This window comes from Rhodococcus sp. 008 (assembly GCF_001682295.1).
Taxonomy (GTDB): Bacteria; Actinomycetota; Actinomycetes; order Mycobacteriales; family Mycobacteriaceae; genus Rhodococcus_F; species Rhodococcus_F qingshengii.
In genome coordinates this window covers 6,117,493-6,136,786 of sequence record NZ_CP012749.1, presented here as the reverse complement: position 1 = coordinate 6,136,786, position 19,294 = coordinate 6,117,493, and the positions used below count along the sequence as shown (strand labels likewise).

The following is a 19,294-nucleotide window of genomic DNA, read 5'->3' as shown; positions in this document are numbered from 1 at the left end:
ATGTAACACAGATTTAACGTGGCTTGCTTAGTCTCGCGTGCATGGATCGCCAAAAAGAATTCGTGCTTCGTACCCTGGAAGAGCGCGACATTCGGTTTGTCCGCTTGTGGTTCACCGATGTTCTCGGGTACCTCAAATCGGTGGCGATCGCCCCCGCCGAACTCGAAGGCGCCTTCGAGGAGGGAATCGGATTCGACGGTTCCGCCATCGAGGGATTCTCTCGAGTCTCCGAAGCCGACACCGTCGCTCGGCCCGACGCCTCGACATTCCAGATCCTGCCGTGGGCGCACAAGGACGGTGCGCAGCATTCCGCTCGCATGTTCTGCGACATCACGATGCCCGACGGTTCGCCGTCGTGGGCCGATCCGCGCCACGTACTGCGTCGCCAGCTGAGCAAGGCCAGCGACTTGGGCTTCAGCTGCTACGTCCACCCGGAAATCGAGTTCTTCCTTCTGGAGAACGGCCCGATCGACGGCACTCCACCGATCCCGGCCGACTCGGGCGGATACTTCGACCAGGCCGTGCACGATTCGGCTCCGAATTTCCGCCGCCACGCCATCGACGCACTCGAGTCGATGGGCATCTCGGTCGAGTTCAGCCACCACGAGGCCGCGCCGGGTCAGCAGGAGATCGATCTGCGCTACGCCGACGCACTCTCGATGGCCGACAACGTGATGACGTTCCGGTACGTCGTCAAGGAGGTCGCGATCGGTGAAGGCGTCCGGGCGAGCTTCATGCCCAAGCCGTTCAGCGATCAGGCCGGCTCCGCGATGCACACCCACATGAGCCTGTTCGAGGGCGACACCAACGCCTTCCACAATCCGGACGATCCGATGCAGCTCTCCGAGACCGGCAAGGCGTTCATCGCCGGCATCCTCGAGCACGCCAACGAGATCAGTGCGGTCACGAACCAGTGGGTCAACTCGTACAAGCGACTCGTCCACGGGGGAGAGGCACCCACTGCTGCGTCGTGGGGCCCGTCCAACCGATCGGCTCTCATTCGCGTCCCGATGTACACGCCCAACAAGGCGTCGTCACGTCGCGTCGAGATCCGTAGCCCAGACTCGGCTTGCAACCCGTACCTGACTTTCGCGGTCCTGCTTGCTGCCGGTCTTCGCGGCATCGAGAAGGGCTACACCTTGCCGCCCGAGGCAGAAGACGACGTGTGGTCGTTGACCTCCGCCGAGCGCCGCGCCATGGGTTACAAGGAACTGCCGAGCAACTTGGACAGCGCTCTGCGCGAGATGGAGAAGTCGGAGCTCGTGGCCGAAGCACTCGGCGAGCACGTCTTCGATTTCTTCCTGCGCAACAAGCGTCGTGAGTGGGAGGAATACCGCAGCCACGTGACGCCGTTCGAGCTCAAGACCTACCTCGGTCTGTGACGGTGAAACCGCCCGCTGCGAGATCAGCAGTTCCAGGACCGGGTCGACTCGGGCTGGTCGAGCCCACCGCTGCCGACGAGTTGCGTCAGCTCGGTTGGGTCGACGCCGAGAGCATCGAACTCTTGTGGTCGCTGTCGCGTGCCGCGAACGCCGACCTCGCTCTGCGCACCCTTGTGCGGATCAAGGACGGGCTCGGCGACGGGTGGCGCGAACTCGATCAGGTCCTGCGCAAGGACAAGAGCCTGCGCGGCCGTTTGTTCGCACTGGTGGGTGCGTCGTCGGCCTTCGGCGACCACCTGGCCGCGGATCCGATCGGCTGGAAACTGCTCGACGGCACCGCTCTGCCGACCAAGGACGAGGCGACTGCAGCCTTGCTGGAGGTCGTGGGTGCAACTGTCGACGAGGGTGCCACCGAAGGTTCCCTGACCTACCGCGCCACGGTGACCGGGCCGGAAGCTGTTGTTGCTCTGCGTAAGAGCTACAAGGACCAGCTGATGCTGCTGGCTGCGGCTGATCTTGCGGCGACCGTCGAGAACGAACCAGTAGTTCCGTATCAGACTGTGGGGCACCAGCTTTCCGATCTGGCCGACGCCGCGCTGACCGCTGCACTTGCGGTGGCCATCGCAACGGTGTGTCCCGAGGGCAGCTGTCCGATCCGGCTCGCCGTGATCGCCATGGGCAAATGTGGTGCGCGCGAGCTGAACTACGTCTCCGACGTCGACGTGGTGTTCGTCGCCGAACCGGCCGATGCGACGGCCAGTCGCGTTGCCGGTGAGATGATGCGTATCGGTACCTCCGCATTCTTCGAGGTCGATGCTGCGCTGCGGCCCGAAGGCAAGCGCGGAGAACTGGTTCGCTCCCTCGAATCCCACATCACGTACTACAAGCGCTGGGCCAAGACCTGGGAGTTCCAGGCACTGCTCAAGGCTCGTCCGATGGCCGGCGACATGGAGCTCGGTCGCCAGTACTCCGAGGCGATGAGCCCGATGGTGTGGATCGCCTCCGAGCGCGAGGACTTCGTCCCAGAAGTCCAGGCCATGCGTCGACGCGTCGAGGAAATGGTTCCCCCCGAACTGCGTGAGCGTGAACTCAAACTCGGCCGCGGAAGTTTGCGCGACGTCGAATTCGCCGTCCAACTCCTGCAATTGGTGCACGGGCGCGCCGACAGTTCGTTGCATGTCCAGAGCACCGTCGATGCACTGACTGCATTGGCGGCGGGTGGATACGTCGGCCGCGACGACGCCGCCAACCTGACTGCGTCGTACGAATTCCTGCGTCTGCTCGAGCACCGTCTGCAGTTACAGAAGCTCAAGCGCACACACACCCTGCCGCCGCCGGACGACGAGGAAGCGCTGCGTTGGCTGGCCCGCGCCGCGCACATGCGACCCGACGGTCGTCTGGATTCCCTGGGAGTCCTGCGCGCCGAGATCAAGCGGAATTCGCATCGGATTCGCCGCCTGCACGCCAAGTTGTTCTACCGCCCGCTTCTCGAATCGGTGGCGCGGATGGACAAGGAAGCACTGGTCCTGGGGCCAGAAGCCGCGGTTCGCCAGTTGGCCGCTCTCGGTTACACGGCACCCGAGCATGCTCTCGGGCATCTGACTGCACTGACGAGTGGCGCTTCACGCAAGGGTCGCATTCAAGCGCTCCTGTTGCCGACTCTGCTCGAATCACTCGCGGACACACCGGATCCCGATGCCGGTCTGCTCGCTTACCGCAGGCTCTCGGACGCGCTCGTCGACCAGACGTGGTTCCTGCGCCTGCTCCGCGACGAGGCTGCGGTGGCCGAGCGTCTGATGACCGTGCTGGGCTCGTCGGCGTACCTACCCGACCTGCTCATCAAGGCTCCCGACGTGATTCGCTTGTTCGCGGATTCGCCGAGTGGACCGCGCCTGGTCGAGCCGAAGCCCGAGGACGTCGCTCGCGGAATCCTCACCGCCTCCGGCCGACACAGTGATCCCAATCGTGCTGTTGCTGCGGCCCGCTCGCTGCGGCGACACGAACTTGCGCGAATCGCGTCGGCCGACATCCTCGGCATGCTCGATGTTCCTGCAGTCTGCAAGGCGCTGTCCTCGGTGTGGGCCGCGGTGCTCAATGCATCGCTCTCCGCGGTGATCAAGGCCAGCGTCACCGAACTCGGGACCGAGGCGCCGGCCAGTTTCTCCGTCATCGGCATGGGCCGACTCGGCGGCGGCGAACTCGGCTACGGATCCGATGCGGACGTTCTGTTCGTGTGCGAACCCCGCGAGGGCGTCGACGAGACCGTTGCGGTCAAGTGGGCCAACAGCATTGCCGACAAGGTGCGCAAGCTTCTCGGGGCACCGAGTACAGATCCACCGCTCGAGGTCGACACCGGACTGCGCCCGGAAGGTCGCAACGGACCGATGGTACGAACCCTGGAGTCTTACGACGCGTACTACGCGAAGTGGGCTCAGGCGTGGGAGATTCAAGCACTCCTTCGTGCGCACCCGGTGGCCGGTGATCCTGAATTGGGACTGCGGTTCCTGCACATGATCGACAAGACCCGCTACCCCGAAGGCGGCGTCAGTGACGCGGCGGTGCGCGAGATCCGGCGCATCAAGGCGCGAGTCGATTCCGAAAGGCTTCCTCGCGGAGCCGATCCGGCGACGCACACCAAACTGGGTCGCGGCGGCTTGGCCGACATCGAGTGGACTGTGCAATTGCTGCAGCTGCGCCACGCCGACAAGATCGAGTCGCTGCACAACACGTCGACGCTGGAGACTCTCGACGCCATCGGCGCCGCGGAACTGCTCAGCGAAGGTGACGTCGAACTGCTGCGTGACGCCTGGATCACCGCGACGAAGGCACGCAACTGCCTCGTTCTGGTGCGGGGGAAGCCGACCGATCAGCTTCCCGGCCCGGGCCGTGTTCTCGCGGCGGTGGCGCAGGTCGCTGGATACGGCGACGACGCAGGGGAATTCCTCGACAATTACCTGCGCATCACGCGTCGGGCAAAAGCAGTGGTGGAGAGGGTCTTCGGCGGGGAGTAGCGTTTTTGCTCAGTCTTGGCGAACCGGCGCATTCGCGGCGAACTTGCGGACTTCGGCGTCCTGCCACACGTGGGCGGGAACTCCGCCGCCGAGTAGCTCGCGCGCGAGCGCGGGTTGCCCGCCGATCGGTACGTCGCTGCCCGCGATGATCATGTTGCCGTAGCGGCGGCCCTTGAGCATCGCGGGATCGGCGATGATCGCCATGCGTTCGAACTGTGCGCCGATGGTTGCGGCCTCGCTGCGCGCGCCCTGGAGATCCGGGGTGTCGCCGCAGTTGACGATGTAGATGCCGCCCGGTGCGAGCACGCGTCGTACGTGGGTGGTGAATTGCGCCGTCGTCAGTGGTGTCGGAGTTGTGCTGCCGGCGAAGACATCTCGAATCACGATGTCCCGGGTGGACTCGGTGAGAGTTTCGGTGACGGCGCGGGCTTCTCCGACGCGGATGCGCAGAAGAGGCGCGCGCGGGAGGTCGAACCAATCGCGTACGAGTTCCGCCAGAGCACCGTCGATTTCGACCACCACTTGACGCGCGTCAGGGTAGGTGGCGGCGAAGTATCTGGCCATGGAGCAGGCGCCACCGCCGAGATGAAGCACCCGCAGGCGCTCGGCCTTGTCACGTTCGGAATCGACCAGATGCGCGATCCACCGCATGTACTCGAAATCGAGCACCGTGGGATCCGCGACGTTCACGTGGGAACTGGGCACTCCGTTGATCTGGATGATCCAACTGTCATCGGAGTACTGATCGCGGACTAGTTCGCACGTCCCGGTATCGATCGGAAAAGTGCCGGCGACGGGACCGGACTCGCCTCGCTCGGGAGTACTGCTGCGAGTTCTGGTCTTGCGAGTTCCCTTGGCCACTGTGTCCATGTTAGCCGTGCGCCTTTCTGGTAGAGGCGGCTACCAAGAAGGCACACGGACCGACGGTATTCTCGGGCTACTTCAGGCACACTCGTACATGGAGTGTGATCGGCGACACAAATGCCGGCGCGTTCTTTCGTCGTCCGTGCATCACGAAGAATTTCGAGGAGTGCAGGTGAAGGTCAAGGCAGCGGTAGTCAAGGCGCCAGGTCAGGCGTGGGAGATCGAAGAGGTCGAGCTGGGGGACCCGGTCTCGGGTGAGGTGCAGGTCCGACTCGCCGCATCGGGGCTGTGCCATTCGGACGAACATTTGCGTACGGGCGCCAGCCCGCTGCCCTTCTACCCGGCCCTGGGCGGGCACGAAGGAGCCGGAGTGGTGACGAAGGTCGGACCGGGTGTCGCGAGCGTCGAAGAAGGCGACCACGTGGTTCTCGCCTTCATCCCGGCGTGCGGACGTTGTCCGTCCTGTGCGAAGGGTCTGCAGAACATCTGCGACGAGGGCGCCGGCCTGTTGACCGGGCAGGCGATCTCCGACAAGACGTACCGCGTCACCCTCGACGACGAGCCGGTCATCCAGATGTGTCTGCTCGGAACATTCTCGCCGTACGTGACCGTCAACGAGGCGTCGGTGATCAAAATCGAGAAGGACATCCCGCTCGACAAGGCGGCCTTGCTCGGCTGCGGTGTTGCCACCGGTTGGGGATCGGCCACCGCGATCGGTGGAGCCAAGGTCGGCGACACGGTGGTGGTCGTCGGCGTCGGCGGCGTCGGAATCAACTCGGTGCAGGGTGCGGCGTCCGCCGGAGCACGATTTGTGATCGCGATCGATCCCGTCGAGTTCAAGCGCGACAAGGCAAAGGAATTCGGCGCCACACACACTTTTGCCTCCCTCGAGGAAGCGCTACCGGTGATCGGCGAGATCACCTGGGGCAAGATGGCCGACGTCACCGTGATCACCGTGGGCGAGATTCACGGCGACATCATTCAGCCCGCGCTCAGCGCGACGGGCAAGGGTGGCCAGGTCGTGGTCGTCGGAATGGGGCATTACGCAGATTCGCAGGTGACGCTCAGCCTCTTCGAGCTGACCCTTCTGCAGAAGCGTTTGCAGGGAGCCATCTTCGGCGGGGTAGGGCCACGGTCCCAGATTCCCAAGTTGCTCGATCACTACCGAAGCGGCGCACTCAAACTCGACGAGTTGGTGACCAAGACTTACAAGCTCGAGGAGATCAACGAGGGGTACGCCGACATGCTCGAAGGAAAGAATCTGCGCGGGATGATCGTCTACACGGAGGACGATTACTGATCATTTCCCTTTGACTGAAGGCTCCGGCCCGGCACCACGCTTCGTGATGTCGGGCCGGAGTCTTCTGCCCCCACGCACATTTCTGTCGATCGATGAGTCGACTGCCCCCGTAGTGGGCACTCGCAGAGTCAGGAAACCGGGCACCGTGTCCGGATCTCAGTCCACGACTCGACAGAGAAGAGCAGAGCATGCCCTACATCACCACCTCCGACGGAAGCGAGATCTACTACACCGAGCACGGCGTCGGTCGGCCGATCGTCCTCAGCCACGGGTGGCCGCTGAGTTCTGACGCGTGGCAGGTCGAGATGAAGTTGTTCGCCGACGCCGGCTACCGGACCATCGCGCACGATCGTCGAGGACACGGTCGCTCGTCGAAGACGTACACCGGCAACGACATGGATACATATGCCAAGGACCTGGCTGAGCTGATCGACACACTCGACCTGAAAGACCTGGTCCTGGTTGGCCATTCGACCGGCGGCGGGGAAGTGGTCCGGTACGCGGCGCAGCACGGCAAAGGGCGCGTGGCCAAGGTGATCACCGCCGGCGCCGTACCGCCGATCATGGTCAAGTCGGACGGCAACCCCGAAGGCACACCGATCGAGGTCTTCGACGGCATCCGTGAGGGAGTTCTGCGAGACCGATCGCAGTTCTACAAGGATCTCAGCGAGAGCTTTTACGGCGCGAACCGCGAAGGTGCCGACGTCTCGCAAGGGGCGAAGGACGACTTCTGGCGGCAAGGTATGTTGGTCAACCTCGCCGCGGCCTACGACTGCGTCAAGGCATTCTCGGAGACGGACCAGACCTCCGATCTCGAAGCCATCGACGTTCCGTTCCTCATCGCTCAGGGCGACGACGATCAGATCGTGCCGATCGGCGCAGCGGCCGAGAAGGCGATCAAGCTGGTGAAGAAGGGCACGCTGAAGGTGTATCCGGGCGCACCTCACGGCATCTACGGCTCATATCAGAAGACACTGGACCAGGACATTCTCGCGTTCATCGAGGACTGACGTCAGCGAGGCGGAAGGACCGGAGTCGAAAGGACCAGAGTGCGAAGGATAAAATTGCCATGTCTACACACGTTGCCTCACTACGCAATGGCCCCAGTGTCTTCGAGAACGAACTCGGGTCGATCTCGCAGCTCGACACGAGTTCGTTGCCGATCCTGTCCGGTCTGTCGATCAAACGAATTGTTCTCGGTCCCGGCGCGATCCGTGAACCACAATGGAACGTCAACGCGAACCAGATCGCCTACGTCACCAGCGGAACCGTGCTCGTCTCGATGTTGGGCAATGCTGACGAGTTCGCCAGCTTCGTGGTGCGAGCGGGGCAGATGTATCACGTCGAATCCGGCGCGATTTATCACATCGAGAATGTCGGAGAGGAGGAGGCGGAGATCATCGCCGCCCTGCGCACTTCTCTGCCGCAGCACTTTTCGTTGCAGAGTAGCGTCAGCGCAATGTCGAACGCGGTGCTCGGCAACACGTACGATCTCGCCGCATCGGCCTTCGACGTCTTCGGTAGAGCCGATGCGTCCCAGATAGTTCGGCGGGACGGCGCCGCCGTCGTTCCCGATACCGCCGGCCTTCCCAACGCGCATCTCTTCGATCTCGAAGGCCAGATCGCGCCTCTCGCATATCCGTACGGACAGGCGAAAGTGGCGCGCAAGCAGTATTGGGCGGCGCTGGAGGATCTTTCGATGTACTCGTTGACAATTCGCGAGAGTGGGATGCGTGAGCCACACTGGCATCCCGTCACTGCCGAAATGGGATACGTGCATCGTGGTCACGGGCGGATGACGATCCTCGATCCGGACGGTTCGCTCGACACCTACCTACTGGAGCCCGGTCAGGTGTATTTCGTTCCGCGTGCCTATCCCCATCACATCGAGGTTCTAGGTGACGAGGACATCAACTTCCTCATCTTCTTCGACCAGCCGACGCCGGGCGACATAGGCTACCGTGCAACGGCTTCCGCGTTCTCACGCGGCGTTCTCTCGGCCTCGTTCGGTGTTCCGGTACGGGATCTGCCGCACTTTCCTTTCACCCCGATCGATCCGCTCATCGTCTCGCGGATCAATCCGATCGACCGCCAGCACTGACCGGCAAGGACGCCCATCATGACCACCACGCTCACCGTGACCGATCACGGGACGACGCTCGACTTCACGTACGAGGACGCCATCCGCTATCACGGTCCGCAGGCCCCGGGCGGCGTGGTCCATGCCTACAAGGTTCTCGAGCGTGCTCTCGGTGTGTTCGGCGCGGAGGGCTCCGTCGAGCGTCGTGCCCTGGTCGTGGCCACCGCACACGGCGGACCAGGAGTGCGCGATGCGTTCGAGTTGGTCACGCGCGCGGTGACCGAAGGGCGGTACACCGTTGACAGTTCCTTGGCCAGGCGTGAACGTGGAAATACGCTCGCGCTGTATGTATTTCGGATCACCTATAGCGGCGCGAGCGTCACGCTGACTGTTCGGGAGGGGTTCGTCGTCGACGAGTTCATTACTCTGTCCCGTAAGTCCGACCGGACGGCCGAAGACGAGTCACGGCTGACAGAGCTCAAGCAGGAGATGGCGGATCGAGTGATGTCGAGCCCGGCCGAGAGCGTGTACGACGTCGACACCGGCACGCTCCCCGTCTGAGCGACGGCGGCGCAGGCGTCAGTGTGCAGAAATCTGGGCTGTCTGAAGTCAGCGGCTGGCGAACATCCTTATTCGTTGGTCGCGGCTGCGCTCGAGATGGTTGCGCATGTGACCACGTGCGGACGATTCGTCCCGGGCGCGGATGGCGTTCAGGATCTCTTGATGCTCCGAATTGAGCAGGTCAGGTTCGCCGTAGTTCGACGGCGGGCCGCTGTCGTAGATTCGCAATTGGGTGGTGAGGCGGATCAGCAATGAGGTGATCGTGGAATTGTGGGCGGCCTGCCAGAGGGCCTCGTGAAACTTGAAGTTTCCGGCACGAACCTCGGTGCCTTCTGTTGCAGTGCAGCAGAACTCGTGCAATCCGTCCAGGCGGGCAAGGTCGAGATCGCTGTGGCGGAGTGCGGCGGCGCCGGCGGCTTCCGATTCGAGGGCAACCCGCGCTGCGTAGATTTCGATGACGTCCTCGGGAGTGCCGGAACGGACACGAAAACCGCGGGCGGCTCGTTCGAGTAGACCGTCGTGCGCGAGCCAGTTGAGTGCCTCGCGGATCGGGGTACGCGATGCGCCGTACGATTCGCACAATTGAGTCTCGTGCAGCGGAGAGCCCTGGGGGAACTTGCCGGCCAGGATGTCGGCTCGCAGGCGCAGGTACTGCCGCGAGGTCTGATCGGACCGGCCCAGCGCAGCCTCCGGCACCAGCAGATCGGTGGTGCTCGTATCGGCGTCGAGATCCATGTGTCCTCATTCCTGTGCATGCAAGTAGAGCGCGTTCGATTATGCCATCGGCGAAGAGTGAGTACTTGCGTATACGCTAGTACTCATTTAGGTTCGTGCTTGTTCGTTTCCGAGGGAGAGGGTCTGAAGTGGCTGGAGAGACCGCGTCGCCGCTGGTGAGTGCTGCTGAACTCGACGCGATGCTGCGCGAGGGAGGCGTCGCTGTGCTCGACGCGACGGTTCATTTTCCTCCCGCGCGATTCGACGGCGACTATCGCCCGGAGTCCGGGTACGACGGCTGGGTTTCCTCGCACATCCCGGGTTCCCGACACGTCGACCTCATGGACGTCTTTTCCGAAAGGGAAGCGGCGCTGCATTTCACACGACCGTCAACGGAGCAGTTGATTTCCGATCTCCAATCCAGTGGTATCGAACCGGGTGCGACAATCGTGATCTACGACCAGGGTTCGACCACCTGGGCATCACGGCTCTGGTGGGTGTTTCGCAACGCCGGCATCGAAGCAAGGGTCCTCGACGGTGGCCTCGCCGAATGGACTCGGTGCGGCTTCGCCCTCGCGAGCGGCGACGACGTCACCCACACGTCGGCGTCGAAGCGTTGGAGTGTGACGGACCTTGGCCTGTGGGTCGATCTACCTCGCGTTGCCTCACTGTCCTCAGGAGAAGAAGCCGGAACGCTGGTGTGCGCGCTGGCGCCTGAGCAGTACGAGGGAACGGAGAAGACGCGATATTCGCGACGCGGACACATTCCGTCAAGTGTGAATCTGTCTGCGAAGGGTCTTCTCGACGCCGATGCCCGGATGCTTCCGGCGGACGATGTTCGGTCGAAATCTGCTGACGTTCTACCAGCCGTCGCTGAACCTGTCGTGATCTATTGCGGCGGTGGAGTTTCGGCGTGCCTGACAGCACTCGCACTGATCCGCGGCGGCTATGAGGACGTCAAGGTCTACGACGGTTCGTTGGAGGAATGGACTGCAGATCCGACTTTGCCGATGGTTGTCGGCGGTGAGCCCGGCGGCGCGCTTGCGGATGTTCGATGTCCGCGGTCCTGAATCGCCGCAGTCCTCAATTACCTCCCGTTCTGAAGGAATTCTCATGTCTGACACTGTCTCTGTCGAAACCGTCGCGTCGGCGATCGACGCACTCCGCGATCAGGTACCGCTCGTCCAGTCGCTGACCAACATCGTTTCTGCGAACTTCTTGACCAATGTTCTGCTCGCCGCCGGCGCAAGCAACGCTCACATCGACAACGTCCACGAAGCGGGTGGGTTCGCTGCCGTCGCCGGGGGAGTGCTCGTCAACCTCGGAACGCCGGACGACGGGACAGCCGAAGCTTTCCTGATAGCAGCAGAAGCGGCCCGAACTGCCGGTACGCCATGGGTTTTGGATCCCGTCGGTGTCGGCGGACTACCCTGGCGGAGCGGTATCGCTGTGGATCTGCTGCGCTTTCACCCCAGCGCCATCCGCGGGAACGCATCGGAGATCATCGCTCTGGCCGGACTCGGCGGTGACACCCGCGGCGTCGACAGTGCCTCCGATTCCGCCGACGCGGTGCCCGCCGCTCTGTCACTCTTGAAGCATGCGGATGCCGTGTCGGCATCCGGACCGGTCGACTACATCGTCGGCCGCGATGCGGGCGGTGACACCCAGGGCATCCGAGTCTCCGGTGGCAGCGCGCTGTTGCCGCGCGTGACCAGTACCGGTTGCTCTCTGGGCGGTCTTGTCGCCGCCTACCTCGCCGTCACGTCGACCGCGCTGGACGGATTGGTTGCCGCGCACACGCATGTTGCCGTGGCATCGGAGATCGCCGAGGAAAATGCCTCGGGCCCCGGTTCTTTCGCGGTCGCATACCTCGACGCGCTCTACAGCGTGAATGCGGACACCATCCGTTCGCGTGCCCGAATCGAATCGTTCGACCTGCCGGCTGGAGTGCAGAACTGATGGGCATCAAGACATTCTGGTATCTCACCCAGGCAGACGGGGACTACCCGTGGAGCCCCGGTGGGCTGTTCCCCGTGGACGGGGCCAGGCAGATCGAGCTCGCGAAGACCATCGACGACGGCGGATTCGAAGGTGCGCTTGTTGCCACCTGGCCGAACGATCCGTTCATCTCGGCGACGTGGGCGGCAGCGCACACCACGCGCATGAAGTTCCTCGTCGCCGTCTACGCGAACATGACGCCGGCGCGACTGCTGGCGGAGAAGGCATTGACTTTCGACGCCTTCAGCGGCGGCCGACTGTTGATCAACTCGGTCAACGGACGCGAGAACATCCTGACCAAGTACGACATGAACGTGCCCCACGACGAGCGTTACGAGTTGGGGGAGCAGTACTGGGCGGACTTCCGCCGCATCTACGCCGAAGGCACGGAGTCGAACTTTCCCAACACACCACTGCGTATCGATGCGCCCGCTGGGCATCAGGTTCCGCTGTGGGGTACCGGTGATTCGCCTGCAGGCCTGGCGAATTCAGGCAAGGTGCTCGACACCTACTTGGCGATGCTGCGCGAGACTTCGTTCATCGAAGACAAATTCTCTGCCGCACGGGCGGCGGCGGAGGCAGCCGGGCGCGAGTTCACCGACTTCGGTGCGCTCACCGGTGTGATCGTTCGCCCCACCAAGGCGCAGGCGCACGACCGGTTCCGTTCGTTGTTCGAGAAGACGGGCGTCGAGCAGATCGCTCATGTCTTGGACAACGCAGTGCGTCGTCGTACTCAGGGGAAGCAAGACCTCAAGACCTTCACCGCCCGCGACGCTCAGCGGCAGGGTTGGGCGGACAAGATTGCCTCCGGCCGACTTCCGGAACCGGAGGAGTTGTACGTCGGTGACGGGCTGTACGCGGGTATCACGGCGTGGTCACCCCTCGACATCTTCGGCACCGGGTCATCGGCGGTGTATTACGTCGGCGATCCGGATTCGATCACGGACTCGGTACGCACGCTTCGCGGCCGAACCGGTTTGACTGCACTGATCCTGGCAGGTTGGCCGCTGATCGAGGAAGCGAAGTGGGTTGCGGAGCATCTTGTTCCGCGATTCGACGAACTCAGCTGACGGCGCGCCGCAAGACAGTGGCACCGAGACCTAGAACGTCACGGAGAAATATTGTGGCAGTGTCGATTTCAGGCGCAGTACATTCGAGAAGGATCTTGACTTCCACGTCCTTCTTGACGATGTCGGCAACAACGGCCACGGCGACAACACCGTTGCCGACGGCCGAGCCTCGGAACAGATCGATCCCGTCGCCGTCCGCGCTGACCGTGCCGTCGAGATAGCCGTAGTCGAGCGGATAGATCGCATCGGGGTACCGCGGGTGTGCCGACCCTCGGGGGCGATCGATCACGACAGCTGACGTGGCAGCCAGGTGATCGAGGGCGGCGAACAGTTCTTCGCTCATCGTTACCGGTGCTCACGCAGTAGCTGAGTCGGTGTCAGACCTGCCAGTGCACGCGTATCGCGTGCGAGGTGGGCTTGGTCGGCGTAGCCGGCGCGACCGGCCAGCGACGACAGCGTGAGTTTTGCGCCGCGGCTGAGAGTCAACACGTCCTGCATTCGTTGCACCTTCTGAATCAGTTTGGGGGACAGCCCGACCGCTGACGTGATCGATCGTCTGAAATGACGTTCGGAAACACCGAGGTCTGCAGCAATCTCTCGTATCGGCGTGGAAGGGGAGGAGATGAGCGCGGAGTAACCACGCTCGATTCCGTGGTCGGGTTCCAGTCCGCGCCACAACTGGCCCAGTAGGTGAGCGTCGACTGCCTCGTGGCTCAGGGCGTCGGCAAGTACCCGCGCTTGTCTGGAAGTGAGGATGTCGTCGAAGGCGATCTTCGAATCCTGCACCGCGTCGGCAGCTGTGCCGAGCAGGCTCCGCAGAGCCGGTGGATTGATCCGGATGCCCCACATGGTTGTACCGGCGGCGACCGAAACCAGATCGGCACCGGTGGCAGGTCCGACGAGCCACGACTTTCCGGTGCTGTCGACGATGAAGTCGGCGCAGAGATCGGGAAGAATCCGCTTTGCTTCCGTGGGCGTATGGGCTTCGCTGGTGCTTTTCCACGTGCAACTGAAGAGGCCGGCCGAACCGGTGATCCGAGTCTCGACATAGGTGTGGCCGTTTTGTTCAAGACTCGACGCTACCGTCCGACTACCGTCGAGAGCGAGGGTGTCAGTGCCGGTCATCAGATCATCGTCACACACTCGCCGATCACTTCTCGACCCGAAACAGGAGAAATACCGTGTCCGTCTCTCCGAGACTCGATCTCGTCGGAATCGTCACCAACGATCTCGCGCGTTCCCTCGCGTTCTACCGAACCCTCGGGCTCGACATTCCGGAAACACCCGCTGACGCTCCGCATGTGGAGTTCACTTTCGACGGTGGGCTTCGGCTGGCCTGGGACGCGCTGTCCACCATCGCGAGCTTCGATCCGGACTTCGCTGTCGGGGAAGGTCGACACCCCGTCGCTTTGGCCTTCGATTTCGGGACTCCCGCCGCAGTAGACGAGGCGTATCAGCGCATGACAGCCGACTTCCCCGGGCACAAGGCGCCCTTCGACGCCGTATGGGGGCAGCGTTACGCCGTTCTTCTCGATCCCGACGGCAATACCGTGGATCTCTTTGCCGCGCTCTGAATTCGAACGACGCAGGCCCCGAACGAATATCGGTCGGGGCCTGCGGTTGTCGGTGATCGAGTCGTTGTCAGTTCACCAAGCGTTCAGGGTGTCGAGGATCTGGCCTCGGGCCTTCCACAGTTCTGCACCCCAGTACGGCCACGAATGAGTGCCGTTGGCCGGGAAGCTGTACGTTGCCGGAATTCCCAGGGAGTTCATGCGCAGTTGGAATGCCCGTGAGTTCATCAAGGCAAGGGCCTCGAGCCCGATGGCACTACCGGTATTCACGAAGTCGACGGGCCGACGCGGTTGATCGAACTGCCCGGGCAGGCCGCTCGCAGCGGATATGTACAGCGAGAGCCCAGCCAGTTCGGGTGCAAACACGAAGGGATCGTTGCGGAGCCAAGCGGGGTTCCACGGCGGTCCCCACATTGCATCGACATTGAAGGACCCGGCGCTGACCATGGCCACCCGGATCGCCTCACGCATGCCTGGAGCTGAGATGTTGAGGTATCCCGAGAGCGAACCGGCGAACTTGAACTGATCGCGGTGGTAGGCGGCTAGCGTCAGTGCCGCGCTGCCACCCATGGACAGTCCGAGCACGCCGTTGTTGGTTCGGGAGACGCCGCGCGATTCCAGATAGGCGGGAAGTTCCTGGGTGAGGAAGGTTTCCCATTTGTACGTGACCGGCTGGCGATTCAAATTGCTGTTCGCATACCAGTCGGAGTAAAAGCTGGACTGCCCGCCGACCGGCATGACCAGGGTGACGTTGTCGCCGCGATACTGCTCGAGAGCGTTGGTCTCGAAACTCCATGCGTTTCGGTCGTCGCGTGCTCGTAGGCCATCGAGAAGATAGAGCGCCGCGTTGCCGCCGCGCGAAGCCCACTGGATCTGAACCTTGATCGGTCCCATCGACGAGTCGACGAACACTTCCTCGTAGCCACCGGCCGGGGCGGTACGCGCGGGCGCTGCGGTCGCTACCGATCCGCTGATCAGGCCTGCGGTCAGGGGGAGTGCGAGTGCTGTCGCTGCGAGGCCCAGGATCCGACGCTTGATTCGTTTCGAAATACGGTTTCTCGAAAGATCCGGGTTCGAAATATCTGGGTTCTTCGCCAAATCTGTGTGAGCCTCGTGCATGTATCACTCCCGCCCCAAAGGTGCTTGCACACCGAAATCCGACCGAGCCCCCCGAGGCGCGGAATTCCTTATGACACTAAGTGGTCTGTATTGACCTCGACGGCACCGTTACCGGTTCGTTATCAAACTGGTCCGATTTACCGTAATGCCGTCAGGCGTCGTCGACCGGAGGTTGTGCCACGATTTGCCAACCTCCACGAATCAGGTGTTCACGTACCCGAGCGACGTCCGATTCGTGCGGAATATCGTCGGTGACCTTGGTGATGAGGACGCCGATGTCGATCGGATCGACCGAACCGGGAAAGTCCATCGGATCGACCGGAAGCGGAAAGCCGGCGACGAGATCGTCAGCAAGAACGGCGATCTCGTCGTCGGACAGTTGTCGCCGGAGCAGGGCCATCAAAGGGACGTAGTCCTGCTCCGGCACACCGTTCGGATACCCGGCACGCAGCCAGCCGAGTATCGAAGCCAGAAGTGGTGGAAGACTCAACGAATCGAGCTTCAGTGGTTGTCGAGATCAGCGAGGGGCCACCCGGCGGCAGCAAGGACGGAGGCAACGCGCGCGATGTCCTCGTCCGAGGGAGTCTGGCTCGTCAGATCGGCGATCTGAGCGCTGATCTCGTCGCTCGAGATCACCTGGTCGCTGTTGACGTCGCTCAGTTCTGCGAGTGCAGCGCCGATGGCAATGTCTCGAATTTGCGCGTCCGAGAGTTTGCGTCGTAGCAATGCGACCAGCGGAATGCGGTCCTTGGGCGGTATGCCTTCGGGGTAGCCGGCGCGAAGCCAGTCAAGAATGGATTGAGGAAGGGATGGAGTCGGTGCAGTCACGGTGATGTCTTTCCGCTCGTGAGGGTGCACGGGATCAGAAGATCTCGATGCCGAATGTGTGGCTGAGGAAGCCCTGCATGATGAAGAGGATTCCGGTGACGATCGCGATGAGCACGACCGCGAAGCACACCACTGCGCCTGCCACGGCCAACGGACTGCGAGCCGCGACGGCAGTGCTCCCGCCGCCACTGCCACGTTGTCCGGCGTCGAGCGACTTCAGGCCGATTGCGAAGATCGCCGGTAGTCCGGCGCCCAGCAGGAGGCCGACCAGTACGACCTGCCAGAGCGAGTCGACGGTGTTTTTCAAGATATCCATGTCGATTCCCTCTTTCAGGCTTTGACGTCGGTGGTGACGCGGGCGTCCGGACCGGGGACCTCTGCGGGTACCAGGCCGCCGTCCCACTCGGCGTTGACGTTGCTCGGATCGATGGGCTCCTTGCGGGAGCGCAGGTACATCCAGCCGGCCAACGCGATGAGCACGGCGAAGACGACCAGGACACCGGGCAGGCCGCCGACGATGTTGGCCAGTCCCCAGCACAGAGCGCCGACGATTGCAGCGGACGGAAGAGTGATCAACCAGGCGACCGCCATACGTCCGGCTACGCCCCAACGAACTTCGGCGCCCTTGCGTCCCAGACCGGTTCCCATGATGGAACCCGTCGCCACATGGGTGGTGGAGAGCGGAAGGCCGAGGTGGCTGGAGGTGAGAATGATTGCAGCAGAGGATGCTTCGGCTGCCATGCCTTGTGGTGCGGCAATCTCGACAAGTCCCTTGCCGAGAGTGCGGATGACTCGCCAACCGCCGAGGTAGGTTCCGGCAGCGATCGCGAGCGCACAGGTGAGCTTGACCCAGAACGGCATGTCCGCGTCGGCGGAAATGGTTCCGTGGGCGACCAGGGCGAGGAAGATGACGCCCATGGTCTTCTGAGCGTCGTTGGTGCCGTGTGCGAGGGAAACGAGTGAAGCCGAACCGATCTGGCCGAGTCGGAAACCTTTGTCCTTGGTTTCTTCTCCGACGTTGGAGGTGATGCGGTAGATGAGCCAGGTGCCGGCCGCGGCAACCAAGCCGGCCACGACGGGAGCGAGAACTGCGGGGATGACAACCTTGCTGAGGACGCCGCTCCAGGCGACACCGCTCATGCCGAGGGACGCGATGGCGGCGCCGATCAGGCCGCCGAACAGTGCGTGTGAGGAACTCGAGGGGATGCCGAGCAACCACGTTGCCAGGTTCCAGATGATGCCGCCGACAAGGCCGGCGAAGACGATGGTGAGCAGCGCTTGGCCACCCACATTTCCGAGGTTCACCACGCCCTTGGCCACGGTGGCAGCAACCTCTACCGAGAGGAAAGCTCCGACCAGGTTCAAGGAAGCAGACAGAGCGACTGCCACCTTGGGCTTGAGGGCGCCGGTTGCAATCGACGTGGCCATAGCGTTGCCAGTGTCATGAAAACCGTTGGTGAAGTCGAACCCCAGAGCGGTTACGACGACGACGAGGAGAACGATGAGTTCCGCATTCACGAGAAGTCATGTTCCAACACCTCCGGGCCTCAAATCGACCTCAGACGTGGTCGTTCCGCGACATTTCCACCACTCGGCACCTGTTGTTCACCTTCGTCCGGATAATTGTCCGTTTTGAAACTCCTGGGGTAGAGAAAATTCATTCGCGTGCATGGTCGTGGAGGTTGTGGAGGCATACGCTCGTTTCATGTCCCTGGGCGAAGAGAAGACGATCTCGGTCACCACATTCCGTAAGAGCGGTGACGGCGTAGCCACGCCGACGTGGGTCGTGCCTCTGCCTGACGGACGTATCGGCTTCTGGACTTCCTCGAAGTCGGGTAAGGCCAAGCGTCTGCGAAACAACCCACGCGTCACCGTAGTGCCGTGCAACAACCGCGGAAAGGTTGCCGACGGTGCGTCGCCGGTCACCGGGACCGCTCAGTTGGTGAGCGGTGGAGCTGAATTCGACGAGATCCGCAGCAAAGTCAAAGCGAAATACGGTGTGATGGTGCCTATTTCGAAATTCTTCAACACCCTCGGTCACATCGGTAATGGTCCGTTCCCGTACGGCGACACCGGCGTGATCATTTCCGTCGATGCGTAGTCGGGATTGCGTAGCGGAGTAGTCTGAAGGTATGGAACCCACGACCGGGCACCTCTGCCTGACGGTTCCACGAATCCTCCGTCAAGGAGCCTCGTCATGGCGCACATCAGCACTCTCGACTATGCAATGGAAGCGCCGCAGCGCCATGTCGGGCAACCTTTCCCGTCGCCGACTCGGACTCCGCGATTCCTGCTTCGTGGGCAAGGTGCCGTCAAGGCATCGGTTGACGGCGCGTGGTTCCCGTGGACCACGAACGTCACGGCGGAGCTTCACGATCTGATATCCGCACTTTCGCTGAGGTTGGGGCCGATCGCGCGGGTTGCGTTCGACTGGAACACGATCAGCAGCGCGCAGCGTCGTATCGACGAGGTCGACGGACTGGAAGTGCGGGGTCCGTACCCTGGCCAGCCCCACGATTTGATGTATCTCGACGACATCTATGGTCGTCAACTCGTTCTGATGATGATTCCGCCGTACACGGATCCGGACCGCGCGTACGAGATCATGCGGCGGTTGGTTGATCCTGGCCGCAGCGAAACCTATCGGGTGCAGTGAGATCTTTCTGACGTGCGGGGGTCGAATCTCGCGATTCCTGAACATGCGTCCAGTTTGTCTGGTTTGATGGTTCTCGTAACCACGATCTCAGGCGCATTCCTTCAGGTCAGCGCTTGGGCGCGGCAGCTTGACTCCCTGCC

General features: G+C 62.7%; 21 protein-coding genes. 12 read left to right on the top strand and 9 right to left on the bottom strand.

Features of this window, described 5'->3' with window-relative positions:
• Nucleotides 1–41 precede the first annotated feature (41 nt).
• Nucleotides 42–1,382, top strand: a complete 1,341-nt coding sequence (locus tag AOT96_RS28275; RefSeq protein WP_003941637.1) for a glutamine synthetase family protein — start codon at nt 42–44, stop codon at nt 1,380–1,382.
• Nucleotides 1,379–4,393: a bifunctional [glutamine synthetase] adenylyltransferase/[glutamine synthetase]-adenylyl-L-tyrosine phosphorylase gene (locus AOT96_RS28270; RefSeq protein ID WP_065352610.1), complete on the top strand. Its 3,015-nt coding sequence runs from the start codon at nt 1,379–1,381 to the stop codon at nt 4,391–4,393. Before AOT96_RS28275 ends, AOT96_RS28270 begins: the two co-directional genes overlap by 4 nt.
• A 9-nt stretch (nt 4,394–4,402) precedes the next feature.
• Here the strand turns inward: AOT96_RS28270 and AOT96_RS28265 are convergent, their stop codons facing one another.
• The gene (locus AOT96_RS28265; RefSeq protein WP_065352609.1) at nt 4,403–5,263 is read right to left on the bottom strand and encodes a spermidine synthase; all 861 of its coding nucleotides are present in this window, start codon (nt 5,261–5,263) and stop codon (nt 4,403–4,405) included.
• A 166-nt stretch (nt 5,264–5,429) separates the two neighbouring features.
• On the opposite strand from AOT96_RS28265, the gene AOT96_RS28260 reads away from it, so the two are divergent.
• The 4 genes from AOT96_RS28260 to AOT96_RS28245 all read left to right on the top strand — a co-directional run bounded on the left by AOT96_RS28260 (nt 5,430) and on the right by AOT96_RS28245 (nt 9,198).
• Nucleotides 5,430–6,557, top strand: a complete 1,128-nt coding sequence (locus tag AOT96_RS28260; RefSeq protein ID WP_003941634.1) for an NDMA-dependent alcohol dehydrogenase — start codon at nt 5,430–5,432, stop codon at nt 6,555–6,557.
• A 188-nt stretch (nt 6,558–6,745) separates the two neighbouring features.
• Entirely contained in the window at nt 6,746–7,567 is an 822-nt protein-coding gene (locus tag AOT96_RS28255) for an alpha/beta fold hydrolase (protein ID WP_065352608.1), read from the top strand.
• Between the two features lie 59 nt (nt 7,568–7,626).
• Entirely contained in the window at nt 7,627–8,658 is a 1,032-nt protein-coding gene (locus tag AOT96_RS28250; RefSeq protein WP_065352607.1) for a cupin domain-containing protein, read from the top strand.
• An 18-nt stretch (nt 8,659–8,676) separates the two neighbouring features.
• Nucleotides 8,677–9,198 (top strand): hypothetical protein, encoded by a 522-nt coding sequence (locus AOT96_RS28245; protein ID WP_065352606.1) that lies wholly within the window; start codon nt 8,677–8,679, stop codon nt 9,196–9,198.
• Nucleotides 9,199–9,246: 48 nt separating this feature from the next.
• Here the strand turns inward: AOT96_RS28245 and AOT96_RS28240 are convergent, their stop codons facing one another.
• Nucleotides 9,247–9,933, bottom strand: coding sequence for a GntR family transcriptional regulator (locus AOT96_RS28240; protein WP_003941581.1), 687 nt, complete (start codon nt 9,931–9,933; stop codon nt 9,247–9,249).
• Between the two features lie 128 nt (nt 9,934–10,061).
• On the opposite strand from AOT96_RS28240, the gene AOT96_RS28235 reads away from it, so the two are divergent.
• Genes AOT96_RS28235 through AOT96_RS28225 form a run of 3 tightly spaced genes read left to right on the top strand, consistent with a single transcriptional unit; the run spans nt 10,062 to nt 12,980 of the window.
• The gene (locus AOT96_RS28235; protein ID WP_081305479.1) at nt 10,062–10,982 is read left to right on the top strand and encodes a sulfurtransferase; all 921 of its coding nucleotides are present in this window, start codon (nt 10,062–10,064) and stop codon (nt 10,980–10,982) included.
• Nucleotides 10,983–11,025: 43 nt separating this feature from the next.
• Nucleotides 11,026–11,871 carry a hydroxyethylthiazole kinase gene (gene thiM, locus AOT96_RS28230; protein ID WP_042445779.1) on the top strand — a complete coding sequence of 282 codons (846 nt, stop codon included), beginning with the start codon at nt 11,026–11,028 and terminating at the stop codon, nt 11,869–11,871.
• Nucleotides 11,871–12,980 (top strand): LLM class flavin-dependent oxidoreductase, encoded by a 1,110-nt coding sequence (locus AOT96_RS28225; RefSeq protein WP_042445783.1) that lies wholly within the window; start codon nt 11,871–11,873, stop codon nt 12,978–12,980. The genes thiM and AOT96_RS28225 overlap by 1 nt, the downstream gene beginning before the upstream one ends.
• On the opposite strand, the gene AOT96_RS28220 is transcribed toward AOT96_RS28225, so the two are convergent.
• Together AOT96_RS28220 and AOT96_RS28215 are read right to left on the bottom strand one after the other, a co-directional pair.
• On the bottom strand, nt 12,973–13,323 hold the full coding sequence (locus AOT96_RS28220; protein WP_042445785.1) for an inorganic pyrophosphatase: 351 nt from the start codon (nt 13,321–13,323) through the stop codon (nt 12,973–12,975). The genes AOT96_RS28225 and AOT96_RS28220 overlap by 8 nt on opposite strands.
• 2 nt (nt 13,324–13,325) lie before the next feature.
• Complete coding sequence (locus AOT96_RS28215; RefSeq protein ID WP_223304497.1) at nt 13,326–14,105, bottom strand: helix-turn-helix domain-containing protein; 780 nt, start codon at nt 14,103–14,105, stop codon at nt 13,326–13,328.
• 56 nt (nt 14,106–14,161) lie between these two features.
• Between AOT96_RS28215 and AOT96_RS28210 the strand changes: the two genes are divergently transcribed.
• Complete coding sequence (locus AOT96_RS28210; protein ID WP_003941628.1) at nt 14,162–14,554, top strand: VOC family protein; 393 nt, start codon at nt 14,162–14,164, stop codon at nt 14,552–14,554.
• A 72-nt stretch (nt 14,555–14,626) separates the two neighbouring features.
• Here the strand turns inward: AOT96_RS28210 and AOT96_RS28205 are convergent, their stop codons facing one another.
• The 5 genes from AOT96_RS28205 to AOT96_RS28185 all read right to left on the bottom strand — a co-directional run bounded on the left by AOT96_RS28205 (nt 14,627) and on the right by AOT96_RS28185 (nt 18,016).
• Nucleotides 14,627–15,670 carry an alpha/beta hydrolase gene (locus tag AOT96_RS28205; RefSeq protein WP_172827113.1) on the bottom strand — a complete coding sequence of 348 codons (1,044 nt, stop codon included), beginning with the start codon at nt 15,668–15,670 and terminating at the stop codon, nt 14,627–14,629.
• A gap of 151 nt (nt 15,671–15,821) precedes the next feature.
• Entirely contained in the window at nt 15,822–16,160 is a 339-nt protein-coding gene (locus tag AOT96_RS28200; protein WP_042445790.1) for a DUF3349 domain-containing protein, read from the bottom strand.
• A gap of 11 nt (nt 16,161–16,171) precedes the next feature.
• Nucleotides 16,172–16,498, bottom strand: coding sequence for a DUF3349 domain-containing protein (locus AOT96_RS28195; protein WP_003941653.1), 327 nt, complete (start codon nt 16,496–16,498; stop codon nt 16,172–16,174).
• Between the two features lie 34 nt (nt 16,499–16,532).
• Nucleotides 16,533–16,814, bottom strand: a complete 282-nt coding sequence (locus tag AOT96_RS28190) for a hypothetical protein (RefSeq protein ID WP_003941641.1) — start codon at nt 16,812–16,814, stop codon at nt 16,533–16,535.
• Between the two features lie 14 nt (nt 16,815–16,828).
• Nucleotides 16,829–18,016 carry an inorganic phosphate transporter gene (locus AOT96_RS28185; protein WP_003941590.1) on the bottom strand — a complete coding sequence of 396 codons (1,188 nt, stop codon included), beginning with the start codon at nt 18,014–18,016 and terminating at the stop codon, nt 16,829–16,831.
• A gap of 187 nt (nt 18,017–18,203) precedes the next feature.
• Here AOT96_RS28185 and AOT96_RS28180 point away from each other — a divergent pair, with 187 nt between their 5' ends.
• Nucleotides 18,204–18,599 (top strand): PPOX class F420-dependent oxidoreductase, encoded by a 396-nt coding sequence (locus AOT96_RS28180; RefSeq protein ID WP_042445944.1) that lies wholly within the window; start codon nt 18,204–18,206, stop codon nt 18,597–18,599.
• Between the two features lie 96 nt (nt 18,600–18,695).
• Nucleotides 18,696–19,154 carry a DUF5994 family protein gene (locus tag AOT96_RS28175; protein ID WP_003941615.1) on the top strand — a complete coding sequence of 153 codons (459 nt, stop codon included), beginning with the start codon at nt 18,696–18,698 and terminating at the stop codon, nt 19,152–19,154.
• Nucleotides 19,155–19,294: the final 140 nt, after the last annotated feature.